Origin of the sequence: Pseudoxanthomonas suwonensis J47, from assembly GCF_000513955.1 — a bacterium.
Taxonomy (GTDB): Bacteria; Pseudomonadota; Gammaproteobacteria; order Xanthomonadales; family Xanthomonadaceae; genus Pseudoxanthomonas; species Pseudoxanthomonas suwonensis_C.
This window is the reverse complement of record NZ_KI911332.1, coordinates 23,695-37,391: the sequence shown is the minus strand read 5'-3', so window position 1 is coordinate 37,391 and position 13,697 is coordinate 23,695. Positions and strand designations below refer to the sequence as shown.

Genomic DNA, 13,697 nt, shown 5'->3' with positions numbered 1-13,697 from the left:
CCCATGCAGCGCTGGCGCGCATCCGTGTCGATGCTGGCGCTTGCCGCGGCGCCGGCCCTTGCCGCGCCCGCGACGACGGCGTTCGAACAGGCGCGCTGCGAGGTGTGGGCGCGCGAGCTGTCGTTCGCGCAGTCGGTTGCCGACAACGACGGCGCCGCGTTCGCCGGACACCTGCATCCGCAGGCCGTGTTCGGCGTCACCCGGGCACGGCCGCAGCGCGGCCGCGACGAGATCCTCAGGGCCTGGACGGGCCTGATCGACGGCACCGCCGCGAAGCTGTGGTGGTATCCGGACCGGGTGCACCCTGGCGGCGACGGCACGGTGGTCTCCTCCAGCGGTCCCTCGCTCTACCAGGATCCTGCGACCGGCGCCTACGCCATCGGCCGCTTCAATTCGATCTGGCAGCGTGGCGACGACGGCGTGTGGCGCATCGTGTTCGACGACGGCCAGGAGGCGCAGCCGGCGGACGAGGCGCAGGTGCAGGCCTTCCACGCCGGACGGGTCACGGACTGTCCACCGGGCTGACGCGGTGCTGAAGCCCGCGGCCGGCGCACGTGCAGCCGCGCCGGCGCGTGGCACCATGGCCGCATGGCTACCTGTTTCCGACGTTCGTGGATCGCCCGGGCCGGCGTGCCGGCCCTGCTTATCGCGCTGGCGGCCATCCCGGCGCTGGCGCAGTCGGTGCAGCCGAACCGCTACGGCACTCCGCCGCAGCCCAGGCCCTCGACCGACACCTCGTACCAGCGCCAGCAGCAGGCCACCGAAGACGCCCGCCGGCAACAGCAGGATGCGGTGCGCCGCGGCGAACAGGACCGTATCGGCGTGGCCATCGACGCCAACCGCCGGCGCCTGGAAGCCGACCGCGCCCGCACCGAGCGGCAGCGCGCCGCAGCGGCCACTCCGGCCGAGTCCGAGCGCCTGCGCCAGGATTACGAGATGCGCCGCCAGGCCTACGAGCGCGAACGCGAGGAGCTTGAGCGCCAGCGCGCCCAGGCGACGCAGGCGACGGATCCGCCGAAGCCCCCGCGCTGAGTTCCGGCGTCCGCGGCACGCACGGCGCGGGTTTGCACGCCGCGGCGCAGCATCGCGCGCGTGACCGGCGAGGGCAGCCGCGCCCGCACCACCTGCGATAATGCCGGTTTCGAAATCCGAGGCCCCCGGCATGTCCGATCCGCGTCACGATCCGTCCCGCGTCGTCCGCGCCCCGCGCGGCACCGAGCTGAGCTGCCGCAGCTGGCTCACCGAAGCCCCGTTCCGCATGCTCCAGAACAACCTCGACCCGGATGTGGCCGAACGTCCCGAGGACCTGGTGGTGTACGGCGGCATCGGCCGCGCCGCGCGTGACTGGGCCAGCTTCGACGCGATCCTGGCCACGCTGAAGACCCTCGGCGACGACGAGACCCTGCTGGTGCAGTCGGGCAAGCCGGTCGGCGTGTTCCCGACCCACCCGGACGCGCCGCGCGTGCTGATCGCCAACTCCAACCTGGTGCCGCACTGGGCCACCTGGGAGCACTTCAACGAGCTCGACCGCAAGGGCCTGATGATGTACGGGCAGATGACCGCCGGCTCGTGGATCTACATCGGCTCGCAGGGCATCGTCCAGGGCACCTACGAGACCTTCGTCGAGATGGGCCGCCAGCACTACGGCGGCGACCTCACCGGCAAGTGGATCCTCACCGCCGGCCTCGGCGGCATGGGCGGCGCCCAGCCGCTGGCCGCCTCGCTGGCCGGGGCCTGCTCGCTGACCATCGAGTGCCAGCAGAGCCGCATCGATTTCCGCCTGCGCACGCGCTACGTCGACGAGCAGGCCACCGACCTGGACGACGCGCTGGCGCGCATCGCCAAGTACACCGCCGCCGGCGAGGCCAGGTCGATCGCGTTGCTGGGCAATGCCGCCGAGGTGCTGCCGGAGCTGGTGCGCCGCGGCGTGCGCCCGGACTGCGTCACCGACCAGACCAGCGCGCACGATCCGGTGCACGGCTACCTGCCGGCGGGCTGGACGGTGGAGCAGTGGCTGGCCGGCCAGAAGGCCGATCCGGAGAAGGTGCGCGACGCGGCCAAGAAGTCGATGCGCACCCACGTCGAGGCGATGCTGGCGTTCCACGCGCAGGGCATCCCCACCGTCGACTACGGCAACAACATCCGGCAGATGGCGTTCGACGAAGGCCTCCGGAACGCGTTCGACTTCCCCGGCTTCGTGCCGGCCTACGTGCGTCCGCTGTTCTGCCGCGGCGTCGGCCCGTTCCGCTGGGTCGCCCTGAGCGGCGATCCGGAGGACATCGCGAAGACCGACGCCAAGGTCAAGGAGCTGATTCCCGACGATCCGCACCTGCACCGCTGGCTGGACATGGCCTCCGAACGCATCGCCTTCCAGGGCCTGCCGGCGCGCATCTGCTGGGTTGGCCTGGGCCAGCGCCACCGCCTGGGCCTGGCGTTCAACGAGATGGTCCGCAATGGCGAGCTGAAGGCGCCGATCGTGATCGGCCGCGACCACCTCGACAGCGGCAGCGTGGCCTCGCCCAACCGCGAGACCGAGGCGATGAAGGACGGATCGGATGCGGTCTCCGACTGGCCGCTGCTCAACGCCATGCTCAACGTCGCCGGCGGCGCGACCTGGGTGTCGCTGCACCACGGTGGCGGCGTGGGTATGGGCTACAGCCAGCACAGCGGCGTGGTCATCGTCTGCGACGGCAGCGAGGCCGCCGACCGCCGCATCGCCCGCGTGCTGTGGAACGACCCGGGTACCGGGGTGATGCGCCACGCCGACGCCGGCTACGACATCGCCAGGCAGTGCGCCCGGGAGCAGGGCCTCAAGCTCCCCATGCTCCCCTGACCCCGTAGAGTGGGGCTCGCCCCACTGCTCCAGTCCGGCGTGCCGCACCAGGCGCGCCGGAAAGCCGGTAAAGCCGAAGGAGACTGGAATGCGCCTGAGCTTCAAGTTGCCCAACATCCACCTCAAGGCCGGCGTGGCGATGCTCCTGCTCGCGCTGGCCTGCGCCGGGGCACTGTGGGCGATCGCGCCCGCGGAGCCGCTCCGCATGTGGCTGTCGTGGTGCGTGCGCGCCGGATTCCTCGGCGGCGTCGTGCTGTTCTTCACCGGCCGGATGGTGCAGGGTTTCCGGGCCGTGGTACGGCATCAGGCCGGAGGCTGATACCAGGCGGGGTAGGGAATGTTCCCGAGGATCAACGGCGCCGATGGCGCACATGGAAGGAGACTGCAATGACGCACAGGGAAAAGGTCCAGGCGTTCCACCAGCACATGCAGGCGGTCGGGGTGTCGCCGTTGAGCGCGGATCCGCCGCTGTGGCGGCTGTTGCGGCTCTGCGGCCTGGAGCTGGCGCCGCCGCCGTTCCAGCCCTTCGCCTGGAACGCGCTGCTGATGGGCGGTTTCTTCGGGGTCGGCTGGGGCCTGCTGATGTGGCTGGTCATGTGGTGGATGCAGGGCATGCCCCTGGCGCGGATGGCGGCGCCGGCGCTGGCGGCCGGACTGCTGTTTGGCGCGTTCATGGCGCTCTATTGCGCGCGTATCGCCCGCAAGCACTGGTTGCCTGGCTGGGAGGAGTACACCGGCATCGCGCGGGAACGCGTGCAGAGCTGAGGGGCAACGTGTTTCCGGTTCGCGCGTTGGCGCGCGGCCGGGCCCGTTCGGCGCTAGAGTGCGACGGTCGGTGCAAGGCCGAGGTCCCTGCCCATGTCGTTCCTGCTTGCGTTCGCAGCGTTCCTCGCCATCGCCATGGGACTGGCGCATTCGGTACTGGGCGAGCGCGACATCCTCATGCGCCTGTTCCGGCGCGCCGACCTGCCGAAGCTGTTCGGCGGCACGGAGTTCACCGCGCGCACGCTGCGCTTCGCCTGGCACGTCACCTCGATCGCCTGGTTCGGCTTCGCCGCGCTGCTCCTGCGGGCCGGCGGAGAGGGGCCGGCGGAGAGGGGCCGGCGGATTCGCGCGTGCTCCGCATTGTCGGGCTGACCTTCATCGCCTCCGGCATCCTGCCGCTGGCCTGCACCCGCGGCCGGCACCTGTCCTGGCTGGTGATGTTCGCCATCGGCGGCATCGTGCTGTGGTGCGCGCGCTGAAGCGCGCCACCGTTCGCCTGTTCCAACACGGAGGAATCACCATGAACCTCGAACGCCTGGTGCCGATGCAACCGGTCAGCGACCTGGAAGCGGCCGTGGCCTTCGACGGCAAGCTCGGCTTTCGCGTCGAACAGCGCGACGACGGGCTGGGCTGGGCGCGCCTGCGCTGCGGCCGGCACGAACTGATGCTGGATCGCTCGATCAGCCTGCATCCGGGCATCCCGCGGACCGCGGTGCTGTACCTGTATCCGGAAGACATCGTCGAGTTCCACCGCCAGGCCCGCGCGAACGGACTCGATGCGCCGGACCTGGAGACCACGTTCTACGGCATGACCGAGTTCCGCATCGAGGATCCGAATGGCAACCGGCTGTGGATCGGCCAGGACCGGCGCCCGCCAGGCCACGGCTGAGGCGCGGCCGTAGCGCCACGCGCCAGGCGCATCAGCCCGGCTGGCGTGGGAAGGCCTGCAGCGCCGGATCGATATGCGCCCACGGTGGCGCCGAACCGGTCCAGATGGCCATGGTCGGGCGGATGCCGCTGGCGTCGTCCAGGGTGCCGACGCGGACCACCATGTATTCGAGGTTGCCGCTGGAGGCGCTGAACAGCTGCGTGCCGCATTCGCCGCAGAAACTGCGGGTCATGCGGTTGCCGCTGTCCGCCACGCTCTCGAAGCGGCGCGGCGTGCCGGTCACCTCGACGGCCGCGCGCGGCACCATGATGTTCACCGCGGCATTGCCCAGCGCCCAGTACTGGCAGTCGCGGCACCAGCACAGCCGGGTGGCGACCGGTTCGGCCGACAGGGTGTAGCGCACCGCGCCGCATCTGCATCCGCCGCTACGGGCCATCGGAGTCCTCCCATGGGAAAGCGGCCACTGTAAACGGCCGTTGCGGTCGCGGCAGCGCAGGCGCGTGCGTCGCACGACCGGAGGCGCCAGACCGGCCCGCGGTTCCGTGAGCGCGGGCACGCCGCGCGGCGCGCGGGCTTGTGCGGACCTGGCTGCACCCGCAAGATCGCCCGCATTCGAGAAGGGGGAGCGGGGGTGCTGATGCGTGGCCTGCCGTTCGCGAAGGCGCGCTGAGCAGGCGCGCGACAGCCGCGCCTACAGCTCGAGCACCGGAGCGAAGCCGCCGAAGATCATCCGCTTGCCGTCGAACGGCGGCGGATTGGTCGCCGGATCCATCGCGTCGCTCTCCATCAGCTTCTTCATTCCCGCGTCGCGGGTGGCCTTGTCCGGCCATTCGACCCAGGAGAACACCACCGATTCGTCCTCGCGTGCCTGCACCGCGCGGAAGAAGTCGGTGACCTGGCCGTGGGGCACGTCGTCGGCCCAGCATTCGATCACGCGCAGCGCGCCGCATTCCTTGAACATCGGGTCGAACTTGCCGGCGTGGGCGATGAACGCCTCGCGGCTGGCGGTGGGGACGGCCATGACGAAACCATCGACGTAGGACATGGGATGCCTCCTCGGGTCTGCGGCGGGGGTGCCTGTGAGTGCGACGGTTCGCGGCGCGGCGGATCGACATGCCGGTCCGCAAGGCGCTGGCCGCCGCAGAGGGACCCGTGGCGACAGGCAGGGCGGAACCGACGCCGGCTCAGTTCCCGGAAGAGGCGGCAGCGGCATCTCCCGGCCGCAGCTGCCGCTGCAGGAAGCCATGCAGGTCGCCCAGTTCCTGCGCCAGCAGCGGGGGCACGGAGGGCAGCGGCGCGGGCGGGCGCAGTTGCAGCCAGGCGCGGGCCAGCGTGCCCAGCGCTTCGTCGGCGTGCCCCGTATCGGTGGCCGGCAGCGGCGCGGCGACCGGGTGGCGTTCGGTGTCCCAGCACGCCGCCAGCACCCGGTAGGCCAGGCGCTGGCAGGTCGCCACCGCCGGCCACCAGGCCGTGGCGGTGCGGCGGTCGGCCTCGCTGCCGGCCAGGGCCTCATCCACCGCCTGTTCGAGCACGAAGATGCGGTGCTGCAGGTCGCGACGTGCGGCGCGCGCGGCGACCGTGGTCGCGTCGCCGGCGGCCAGGTGCCGGCAGACCTCGCGCAGCGCCAGCAGGCACTGGCCGATGCCGTTGGCGAGGGTGCGGTGGTCGGCACGCGGCGGCAGCAGGCGGAAGGCCAGCAGGGCGCAGGCGCAGCCGAGCACGGTGTCGACGCCGCGGGCCAGCAGCATGGCGCCGATGTCGTCCACCGGCTGTCCGCCGCTGGCGATGGTCAGGGCCACGCCGGTGATGAACACCACGGCGATCGCGTAGTTGCGCACCACCGTGATCTCGATGGTGAACTGCAGCACCATCACCATCAGTGCCAGCCACGGGCCGGTCGGGTGGATCCACAGGACCGCGCCGGCCAGCAGCAGGCCCAGCCAGGTCCCCAGGGTGCGTTCGAGGCTGCGCAGCACCGTGCGCGGCCAGTCGAAGCCCTGGTAGAGCATGAGCAGCGCCGCGGCGATCGCCCAGTAGGCGCGCTCCAGGTCCAGCGCGCCGGCGACGATGCCGGCCAGCAGCGTGGCGATGCCGATCCGCAGCACCATCCGCAGCGCGTTCGAACCCGGCGCCAGCCCTTCGCGCAGCCGGACCCACGAACGCGGATAGCCGTGCGGCACCGCGTCGGCCGGCAGTGAAGGCGGGCGCAAGATCGGCGGCTGCCGCGCTTCCTCGGCCAGCCGCGAGGCGCGCGCCTGCAGCGCGGCGCGGTGTTCCGGCGGCGGCGCGGTGGCCAGGGTCGAGGCGAACAGCAGGTGCAGCTCGTGGTTGAGCGCGCGCAGCCGGGCCAGTTCGCCGTGCGCGCGTGCCGGCACCGGCTGGAAGCCGACCAGCATCTGCCAGCTGTCATGGAGCGCCAGCGCCGCCTGGCGACGCGCCAGGCGCGCGCCGGCCTCGCCGGCATGGCCGACCCAGCGCGCCACCGCCGCGGCGGCCGTCGCCACCGCCTTGCGTTCCGGTCCGCGCGGCTGCCACAGCATGCCGGCCATGTGCAGCAGCCAGGCGAAGGCGCCGCCGCCGGACACCAGGGCACCGGCCTGCAGCGGCGAGAGGTGGTCGGCCGGTATCGCCGTGCCGGCGGCGCAGGCGAGCACGAACAGGTAGGCGCCCGGCGGACCGGTGCGGGTGGCGTTGCACAGCCAGGCCGCCAGCATCGCCAGCAGCGACAGCACCGGCACGACCACCAGCCAGGGCAGGTGTTCCAGCCACAGTCCGAACGCCACCGCAGTGGCGAACACGCCGGCCACCACCGCCAGCATCAGCGCGCGGGCCCCATAAGGGCGGCCGCTGCCGTACAGCGAGGTGAATCCGCCGATCGTCGCCATCATGCCCGCGGCCGGATCGCCGGCCAGCCAGCCGGCCAGGATCGGCACGCCCATCGCCAGGCCGGCGCGCACCGCGAAGGCCCAGCGCTGCGGCGGCAGCGGGCGCACCTGCCGCATCTCCCGGAGCATCTGGCGCACGCTGGGCCGCGGCGGCGGGGCGGGCGGGGGCGGCAGGCTCATGCGCATATCGTAGCGCCGCCGCGCCGGTGGCCGGATGACGCGGACCGCAATGCGCGGGTTTCACCGCGCTTCTGCCAGGCTGCGGCGCATCGGCAAGGAGGGTGGGCGATGGCGATCGAACTGAAGTTCCTGGCGTGGGCGGTGGTGCTGGGCATCGCGCAGCTGCTGCTGGCGGCGACGCTGGCGACCGCGCGGCGCGGCCTGAAATGGAACGCGAGCGCGCGCGACGGCACGCCGCCGCCGCTGGAGGGCGCCGCCGGCCGCGCCGAGCGCGCGTTCCGCAACCTGCTGGAGACTTTCCCGTTCTTCGCCGCCGCGGTGCTGGGCGTGGTCGCCGCCGGGCGCACCGGCCACGGCACGGCGCTGGGCGTGCAGCTGTACCTGTGGGCGCGGCTGCTGTACGTGCCGCTGTACCTGGCCGGCATCCCGTACCTGCGCTCGGCGGTGTGGGCGGTCTCGATGCTGGGCCTGCTGATGGTGCTCTGGCCGCTGCTGCGCTGAACGCGCAAGGCGCGTTTAGCGCCGGTTGTCCCTCGGTGGCGGGCACCGCCTAGACTGGGTGCTGCCTTCGTCACCGTGGTTGCCGTCTGCCGTGATCCCGCGCCTGCGTCCGCTGTTCCTGCTGGCCTTGAGCCTGTTGCTGCTGGCCGGCTGCCGCAAGCCTGCGCCGGAGGCGGAGCAGCCGATCCAGACCCAGACCGTGGCCTCGCCCGAGGAAGGCGGCGCGGTCAGCCGCGACCCGGTGGCTACGCCGCCGCCGGCGACGCCCGCCGCGCCGGTCGCGGTGCCGCCGGCGAAGAAGGCGCCGGACTGGTCGCCGCTGGAACTGGCCTCCGGCCAGGCCTGGATCGACTGCGGCCTCGACTACCGCCAGGGCGACGGCGAGCCGGTATCGGCTCCGGACCGCGAGACCCTGCGCCAGCTGCTCGAACCGTGCCGCGAGGGCGACGTGGTGCGCCTGCGCTACCGCGGCCGGATCGCTGCCGACTTCACCACCCTGGTCGAGCGGGTCACCCGTGTCGCCGACAGCCTGGGCGTCGGCAGCCGCGTGCTGGACCTGGATTCCACCGGCGGCCAGGTCGAGGACGCGATCCGCGCCGGCGACTGGATCGGTGGCAACCGCTGGACCATCTGGGTGCGCGAGGACTCGGTCTGCCACAGCGCCTGCGTGTTCGTGCTCGCCGGCGGCGACAGCCGGCGCCTGGCCGGGCGGGTGGGCATCCACCGCATCATCCGCCTCAGTTCCACCGCCACCAGCCGCACCGAGCTCAACGCCGAACTGCAGGCCGTCTACGCCACCGTGCGCGAGTACCTCGAACGCAACGGCGCCTCGCCGCTGTTGGCCGACGTGATGAAGACCGTGCCCAACCGCAGCCTGCGCCTGCTCACCGGCGACGAGCTGCGCATGTACGGCCTGGACGGCAACAACGCCGCGCAGGACGACCTCGACCGCGTGCGCCTGCTGGACAAGTGCGGCGACGACTTCATGCGCCGCCGCGACGCCTGGGTGCGCGCCTTCGACGAGCGCTGCCGCGCCCAGGACCGGGTCTACGCGCTCAACGCCTGCGGCCTGGAACTGCGCCGCGACTTCGGCTTCCCCGACGACGACTGCCCGGCGGAGAGCCCGCTGGCCGAGTTCAACGAGCTGCCCGACGCGCTGGGCGAGGTCCCGCAGCCGGAAGCGGCCAAGGCCGACGACGAGCCGCTGCCGACGGTCGGGACGACGGCCGGCGAGGGCGCTCCCGCGGCGGCTCCTTCGGCGGAGCAGGGCGGCGGCTGAGGCCGGACCGTACGGCGGCGGGCCCGCCGGCTGAACCGATGCGGGCCTCCTATTCAGCTGCGACGCGACAAGGGCCGGCCGCGGGCGCACAATAACGGCTCTTATTGCCTTCGCCGCGCCGTCCCGGCGCGCGCCGCCGGAGCTCCGGATGTCCGCCCCCGACCAAGAATCCCCCGCCGCGCCGAATTTCGGCGACCTCGGCCTCCCCGAGCCGTTGCTGGCCGCGCTGACCGCGGTCGGCTACGAATCGCCTTCGCCGATCCAGGCCGCCACCATCCCCGCGCTGCTGGCCGGCCGCGACGTGCTGGGCACCGCCCAGACCGGCACCGGCAAGACCGCCGCCTTCGCCCTGCCGGCGCTGGCGCGACTCGACCTGTCGAAGGGCAAGCCGCAGGTGCTGGTGCTGGCGCCGACCCGCGAGCTGGCCATCCAGGTCGCCGAGGCCTTCCAGCGCTACGCGGTGAAGCTGCCCGGCTTCCAGGTGCTGCCGATCTACGGCGGCCAGGGCTACGGCCCGCAGCTGCACGCGCTGCGTCGCGGCGTGCACGTCGTCGTCGGTACCCCGGGCCGGGTGATCGACCATCTCAACCGCGGCACCCTGGACCTGTCCGAGCTCAAGTGCCTGGTCCTGGACGAGGCCGACGAGATGCTGCGCATGGGCTTCATCGACGACGTCGAGGCCGTGCTGCAGAAGACTCCGCCGCAACGCCAGGTGGCGCTGTTCTCGGCGACCATGCCGGCGCCGATCCGGCGCATCGCCCAGACCTACCTGCGCGATCCGGCCGAAGTCACCATCGCCTCCAGGACCACCACCTCGGCCAACATCCGCCAGCGCTACTGGTTCGTCAGTGGCATGCACAAGCTCGACGCGCTGACCCGGATCATCGAGGCCGAGCCGTTCGACGCGATGATCGTGTTCGCGCGCACCAAGGCCGGCACCGAGGAGCTGGCCGAGAAGCTGCAGGCGCGCGGCCAGGCCGCCGCCGCGATCAATGGCGACCTGCAGCAGCAGCAGCGCGAACGCATCATCCAGCAGCTCAAGGACGGCAAGCTGGACGTGCTGGTGGCCACCGACGTGGCCGCGCGCGGCCTGGACGTGGAGCGCATCAGCCACGTGTTGAACTACGACATCCCGTACGACACCGAGAGCTACGTCCACCGCATCGGCCGTACCGGCCGCGCCGGGCGCAGCGGCGAGGCGATCCTGTTCGTCACCCCGCGCGAGAAGGGCATGCTGCGCGCGATCGAGCGCGCCACCCGCCAGCCGATCGAGGAAATGCGCCTGCCGACCGTCGAGGCGGTCAACGACCGCCGTGTCGCGCGCTTCTTCGAGCGCATTTCCGGCGCGCTGGAAGCCGGCGACCTGGACGACTACCGCGAGCTGGTCGAGCGCTACGCCGGCGAGCACGACGTCACCGTCACCGAAGTCGCCGCCGCGCTGGCCAAGCTGCTGCACGGCGACACCCCGCTGCTGCTGGAAGCGCGCGAGGAGCCGGCGCCGCGTGCGCGCTTCGAGCGCGAACCGCGCGAAGCCCGCGCCCCGCGCGAGCACCGCGGCCGCGACGAGGAACCGTTCGGGCAGCGCGCCCCGCGCGCGCCCAAGCCGCCGCGCGAAGCGCCGCAGCCGGGCATGGAGGCCTACCGGGTCGAGGTCGGCCACGTCCACGGGGTCAAGCCGGGCAACATCGTCGGCGCCATCGCCAACGAGGCCGGGCTGGAAGCGCGTTACATCGGTCGCATCGACATCCACGAGGACCACTCGGTCCTCGACCTGCCCGAAGGCATGCCGCCGGAGATCCTGCAGCACCTGCAGAAGACCTGGGTGGTCGGCCAGCAGCTGAAGATCAGCAAGTGGGACGGCAGCCACGCCCCGTCGGAAAACCAGCCGAAGGGCCGCTTCCGCCCGCCCGGCGCACGCCCCGGTCGTCCCGGCAAGCCGCCGGCCCGCCCGCACCGCAAGGGCCCGTCCGCGCCGCGCTGAACCGCGGCGCGGGACCTGTCCCGCACCTCCTTCCATGTGATGGCGCCACGTCGCGCCGGCCCGCGGCCGGCGCCGCGCGCGAACCCGCACGCCGATCCCCGATAATGCCGGCATGACCGTCCGCCTCAACAAGCACATCGCCGAGACCGGCTTCTGTTCGCGCCGCGAGGCCGACCGCCTGATCGCCGAACGCCGCGTCACCGTCAACGGCCAGCCGGCCGGCGTCGGCGCGGTGGTGGGCGAGGGCGACACGGTGCTGGTCGACGGCCAGCCGCTGAAGGCGCGCACGACGAAGGCCGGCAAACGCCGGCATGTCTACATCGCCCTGAACAAGCCGGTCGGCATCACCTGCACCACCGAGAGCTCGGTGAAGGGCAATATCGTCGACTTCGTCGGCCACGAGCAGCGGATCTTCCCGATCGGCCGCCTGGACAAGGATTCCGAAGGGCTGATCCTGCTGACCAGCAACGGCGACATCGTCAACCAGATCCTGCGCGCCGAGAACCGGCACCAGAAGGAATACCTGGTGGCGGTGAACAAGCCGGTGACCGACGAGTTCCTGCGCGGCATGTCGCGCGGCGTGCGCATCCACGGGCAGATGACCCTGCCGTGCCGGACCAGCCGCCTCGCCAAATTCGGCTTCCGCATCGTCCTGGAGCAGGGCCTCAACCGGCAGATCCGGCTGATGGCGGCGGCCTTCGACTACCGGGTCACCCAGCTGCGCCGCGTGCGCATCGACAACATCAAGCTGGGCGCGCTCAAGCCGGGGCAGTGGCGCAACCTCACCGACGCCGAACTGCGCGGCCTGCTGCCGCAGCACACCGACTGGTAAGCCGGCCCGCTTGAGCGCGATCAGCGCCCCGGCATGGCGTCCCGCTAGAATTCCGCCGCACGCCTTGTACATCCCTCGGAGACGAACGATGAAGATCCTGCTTGCGGTGGACGACAGCCCGGTGGCCGCGGCCGTGGTGCGCCAGGTCGCGAAACTGGCCAAGGGCATGGCTACCCCGCCGCAGCTGCACGTGCTGACCGTGGTCCCGCGCCTGTCCAAGGCCGCGGAGAAGGAGTTCGGCGCCGCCGGCCCGGACGCCTACTACGAGCGCGAGGCCGAGCGCGCGCTGGCGCCGCTGCGCCCGCTGCTGCGCCGGACCGGCCTGAAGGTCACCGAGCAGAAGGCGATCGGCGAGGTCGTGCCGACCGTGCTGGAAGCGGCCAGGGCGAAGAAGGCCGGCCTGGTGGCCATCGGCAGCCACGGCAGGAACGCGCTGCAGACCCTGCTGCTGGGCTCGGTCGCCCAGAAGGTCGTGGCGCTGAGCCCGGTCCCGGTCCTGGTCTGCCACTGAACCTGCACGCGGCGGCCGTGCCAGGCCGCCGCTCAGCCAGCGTCGGGGCTGGTCAACCTGGCCGTCGCCGTGGCCGGCAAGTCCATGGCGGCGGTATCGCTGGTGGACGAGGACCGGCAGTGGTTCAAGGCCCGCCATGGCTTCGACACCTGCGAGACCCCGCGCGACCGCTCCTTCTGCCAGTACGCGATCCTCGAGCCGCACCGGCTGATGCTGGTCGAGGACGCCGAACAGGACGAGCGCTTCGCCGGCCGGCTGCCGGTGATCGGCGGGAAGAGCATCCGTTTCTACGCCGGCGTGCCGCTGCTGGACGGCGAGGGCATGGCCCTGGGCAGCCTGTGCGTGTTCGACAGCGTTCCCGGCACCCTGGAGGCCTCGCAGGCCGCCGCGCTGCGCGCGCTGGCGCGCCAGGCCGGGCACGTGATCGAGCTGCGCCGCGTCACCCGCGCGCTGGACCAGCAGGTGCGCGAGTCGACCTGGTTCGAACGCGAGCTGGCCCGCTACGCCGAGCTGCTGGAACGGCAGAACGCGCAGCTGGCCGAGCAGGCCCGCACCGATCCGCTGACCGGCCTGAGCAACCGCCGCGCCTTCTCGACGGCGCTGGCGTTGGAGATCGAGCGGGCGAACGTCGCCGGCAGCCCGCTATGCGTGGCCCTGCTGGACCTGGACCATTTCAAGAGCATCAACGACGTGCACGGCCACGCTGAAGGCGACCGGGTGCTGGCCGAGGTGGGCAAGGTGCTGCAGGCGCACTTCGCCGCGGCGGGCGTAGCCGCGCGCTACGGCGGCGAGGAGTTCGCCCTGCTGCTGCCGGACACCACGCTGGATACGGCACGCGCGCAGTGCGAGCTGCTGCGCCAGGCCGTCGGCGCGCTGCCACTGGGCGCGGTGGTCAGCGCCAGCATCGGCGTGACCGCCTACCGCCCGGGCGAGACCTACGCGGCCTTGCTCGAACGCGCCGACGAAGCCCTGTACCGGGCCAAGCGCGACGGCCGCAACCGCGTCGAGTCCAAGGCCTGACCGCCGCCCGCTGCGCGGGCG

17 protein-coding genes are annotated in these 13,697 nt (G+C 72.4%); 14 read left to right on the top strand and 3 right to left on the bottom strand.

Annotated features, from left to right (window positions below; translation table 11 throughout):
* Positions 1-3 precede the first annotated feature (3 nt).
* The 8 genes from M503_RS0114860 (at position 4) to M503_RS0114830 (ending at position 4,487) form a co-directional block, all read left to right on the top strand.
* A complete protein-coding gene (locus M503_RS0114860) occupies positions 4-525 on the top strand; it encodes a YybH family protein (RefSeq protein WP_051414669.1) in 522 nt (173 codons plus the stop codon).
* A 63-nt stretch (positions 526-588) separates the two neighbouring features.
* A complete protein-coding gene (locus tag M503_RS0114855) occupies positions 589-1,032 on the top strand; it encodes a hypothetical protein (RefSeq protein WP_155952086.1) in 444 nt (147 codons plus the stop codon).
* Positions 1,033-1,162: 130 nt separating this feature from the next.
* Positions 1,163-2,833 carry a urocanate hydratase gene (hutU, locus tag M503_RS0114850; RefSeq protein WP_028919624.1) on the top strand — a complete coding sequence of 557 codons (1,671 nt, stop codon included), beginning with the start codon at positions 1,163-1,165 and terminating at the stop codon, positions 2,831-2,833.
* A gap of 88 nt (positions 2,834-2,921) precedes the next feature.
* Positions 2,922-3,152 (top strand): hypothetical protein, encoded by a 231-nt coding sequence (locus tag M503_RS0114845; protein WP_028919625.1) that lies wholly within the window; start codon positions 2,922-2,924, stop codon positions 3,150-3,152.
* Between the two features lie 68 nt (positions 3,153-3,220).
* The gene (locus M503_RS16945) at positions 3,221-3,598 is read left to right on the top strand and encodes a DUF6404 family protein (RefSeq protein ID WP_051414667.1); all 378 of its coding nucleotides are present in this window, start codon (positions 3,221-3,223) and stop codon (positions 3,596-3,598) included.
* 93 nt (positions 3,599-3,691) lie between these two features.
* On the top strand, positions 3,692-3,970 hold the full coding sequence (locus M503_RS16660) for a hypothetical protein (protein ID WP_197017249.1): 279 nt from the start codon (positions 3,692-3,694) through the stop codon (positions 3,968-3,970).
* Positions 3,949-4,077, top strand: a complete 129-nt coding sequence (locus M503_RS17920) for a hypothetical protein (RefSeq protein WP_269319387.1) — start codon at positions 3,949-3,951, stop codon at positions 4,075-4,077. The genes M503_RS16660 and M503_RS17920 overlap by 22 nt, the downstream gene beginning before the upstream one ends.
* A gap of 41 nt (positions 4,078-4,118) precedes the next feature.
* Positions 4,119-4,487, top strand: coding sequence for a VOC family protein (locus M503_RS0114830; RefSeq protein ID WP_155952085.1), 369 nt, complete (start codon positions 4,119-4,121; stop codon positions 4,485-4,487).
* A 31-nt stretch (positions 4,488-4,518) separates the two neighbouring features.
* Here the strand turns inward: M503_RS0114830 and M503_RS0114825 are convergent, their stop codons facing one another.
* The 3 genes from M503_RS0114825 to M503_RS16655 all read right to left on the bottom strand — a co-directional run bounded on the left by M503_RS0114825 (position 4,519) and on the right by M503_RS16655 (position 7,552).
* Entirely contained in the window at positions 4,519-4,890 is a 372-nt protein-coding gene (locus tag M503_RS0114825) for a GFA family protein (RefSeq protein WP_037061585.1), read from the bottom strand.
* Positions 4,891-5,178: 288 nt separating this feature from the next.
* Positions 5,179-5,532 carry a DUF1428 domain-containing protein gene (locus tag M503_RS0114820; protein ID WP_028919628.1) on the bottom strand — a complete coding sequence of 118 codons (354 nt, stop codon included), beginning with the start codon at positions 5,530-5,532 and terminating at the stop codon, positions 5,179-5,181.
* Positions 5,533-5,671: 139 nt separating this feature from the next.
* The gene (locus M503_RS16655; RefSeq protein WP_155952084.1) at positions 5,672-7,552 is read right to left on the bottom strand and encodes an FUSC family protein; all 1,881 of its coding nucleotides are present in this window, start codon (positions 7,550-7,552) and stop codon (positions 5,672-5,674) included.
* 108 nt (positions 7,553-7,660) lie between these two features.
* On the opposite strand from M503_RS16655, the gene M503_RS0114810 reads away from it, so the two are divergent.
* The 6 genes from M503_RS0114810 to M503_RS16640 all read left to right on the top strand — a co-directional run bounded on the left by M503_RS0114810 (position 7,661) and on the right by M503_RS16640 (position 13,676).
* The gene (locus M503_RS0114810) at positions 7,661-8,053 is read left to right on the top strand and encodes an MAPEG family protein (protein ID WP_028919629.1); all 393 of its coding nucleotides are present in this window, start codon (positions 7,661-7,663) and stop codon (positions 8,051-8,053) included.
* Between the two features lie 91 nt (positions 8,054-8,144).
* Positions 8,145-9,332 (top strand): hypothetical protein, encoded by a 1,188-nt coding sequence (locus tag M503_RS16650; RefSeq protein WP_081721081.1) that lies wholly within the window; start codon positions 8,145-8,147, stop codon positions 9,330-9,332.
* 148 nt (positions 9,333-9,480) lie between these two features.
* Positions 9,481-11,313, top strand: coding sequence for a DEAD/DEAH box helicase (locus tag M503_RS0114800; RefSeq protein ID WP_028928327.1), 1,833 nt, complete (start codon positions 9,481-9,483; stop codon positions 11,311-11,313).
* Between the two features lie 112 nt (positions 11,314-11,425).
* A complete protein-coding gene (locus M503_RS0114795; RefSeq protein ID WP_028928326.1) occupies positions 11,426-12,145 on the top strand; it encodes a pseudouridine synthase in 720 nt (239 codons plus the stop codon).
* Positions 12,146-12,233: 88 nt separating this feature from the next.
* Complete coding sequence (locus tag M503_RS16940; protein WP_051414665.1) at positions 12,234-12,656, top strand: universal stress protein; 423 nt, start codon at positions 12,234-12,236, stop codon at positions 12,654-12,656.
* A gap of 69 nt (positions 12,657-12,725) precedes the next feature.
* On the top strand, positions 12,726-13,676 hold the full coding sequence (locus tag M503_RS16640; RefSeq protein ID WP_231472389.1) for a sensor domain-containing diguanylate cyclase: 951 nt from the start codon (positions 12,726-12,728) through the stop codon (positions 13,674-13,676).
* Positions 13,677-13,697: the final 21 nt, after the last annotated feature.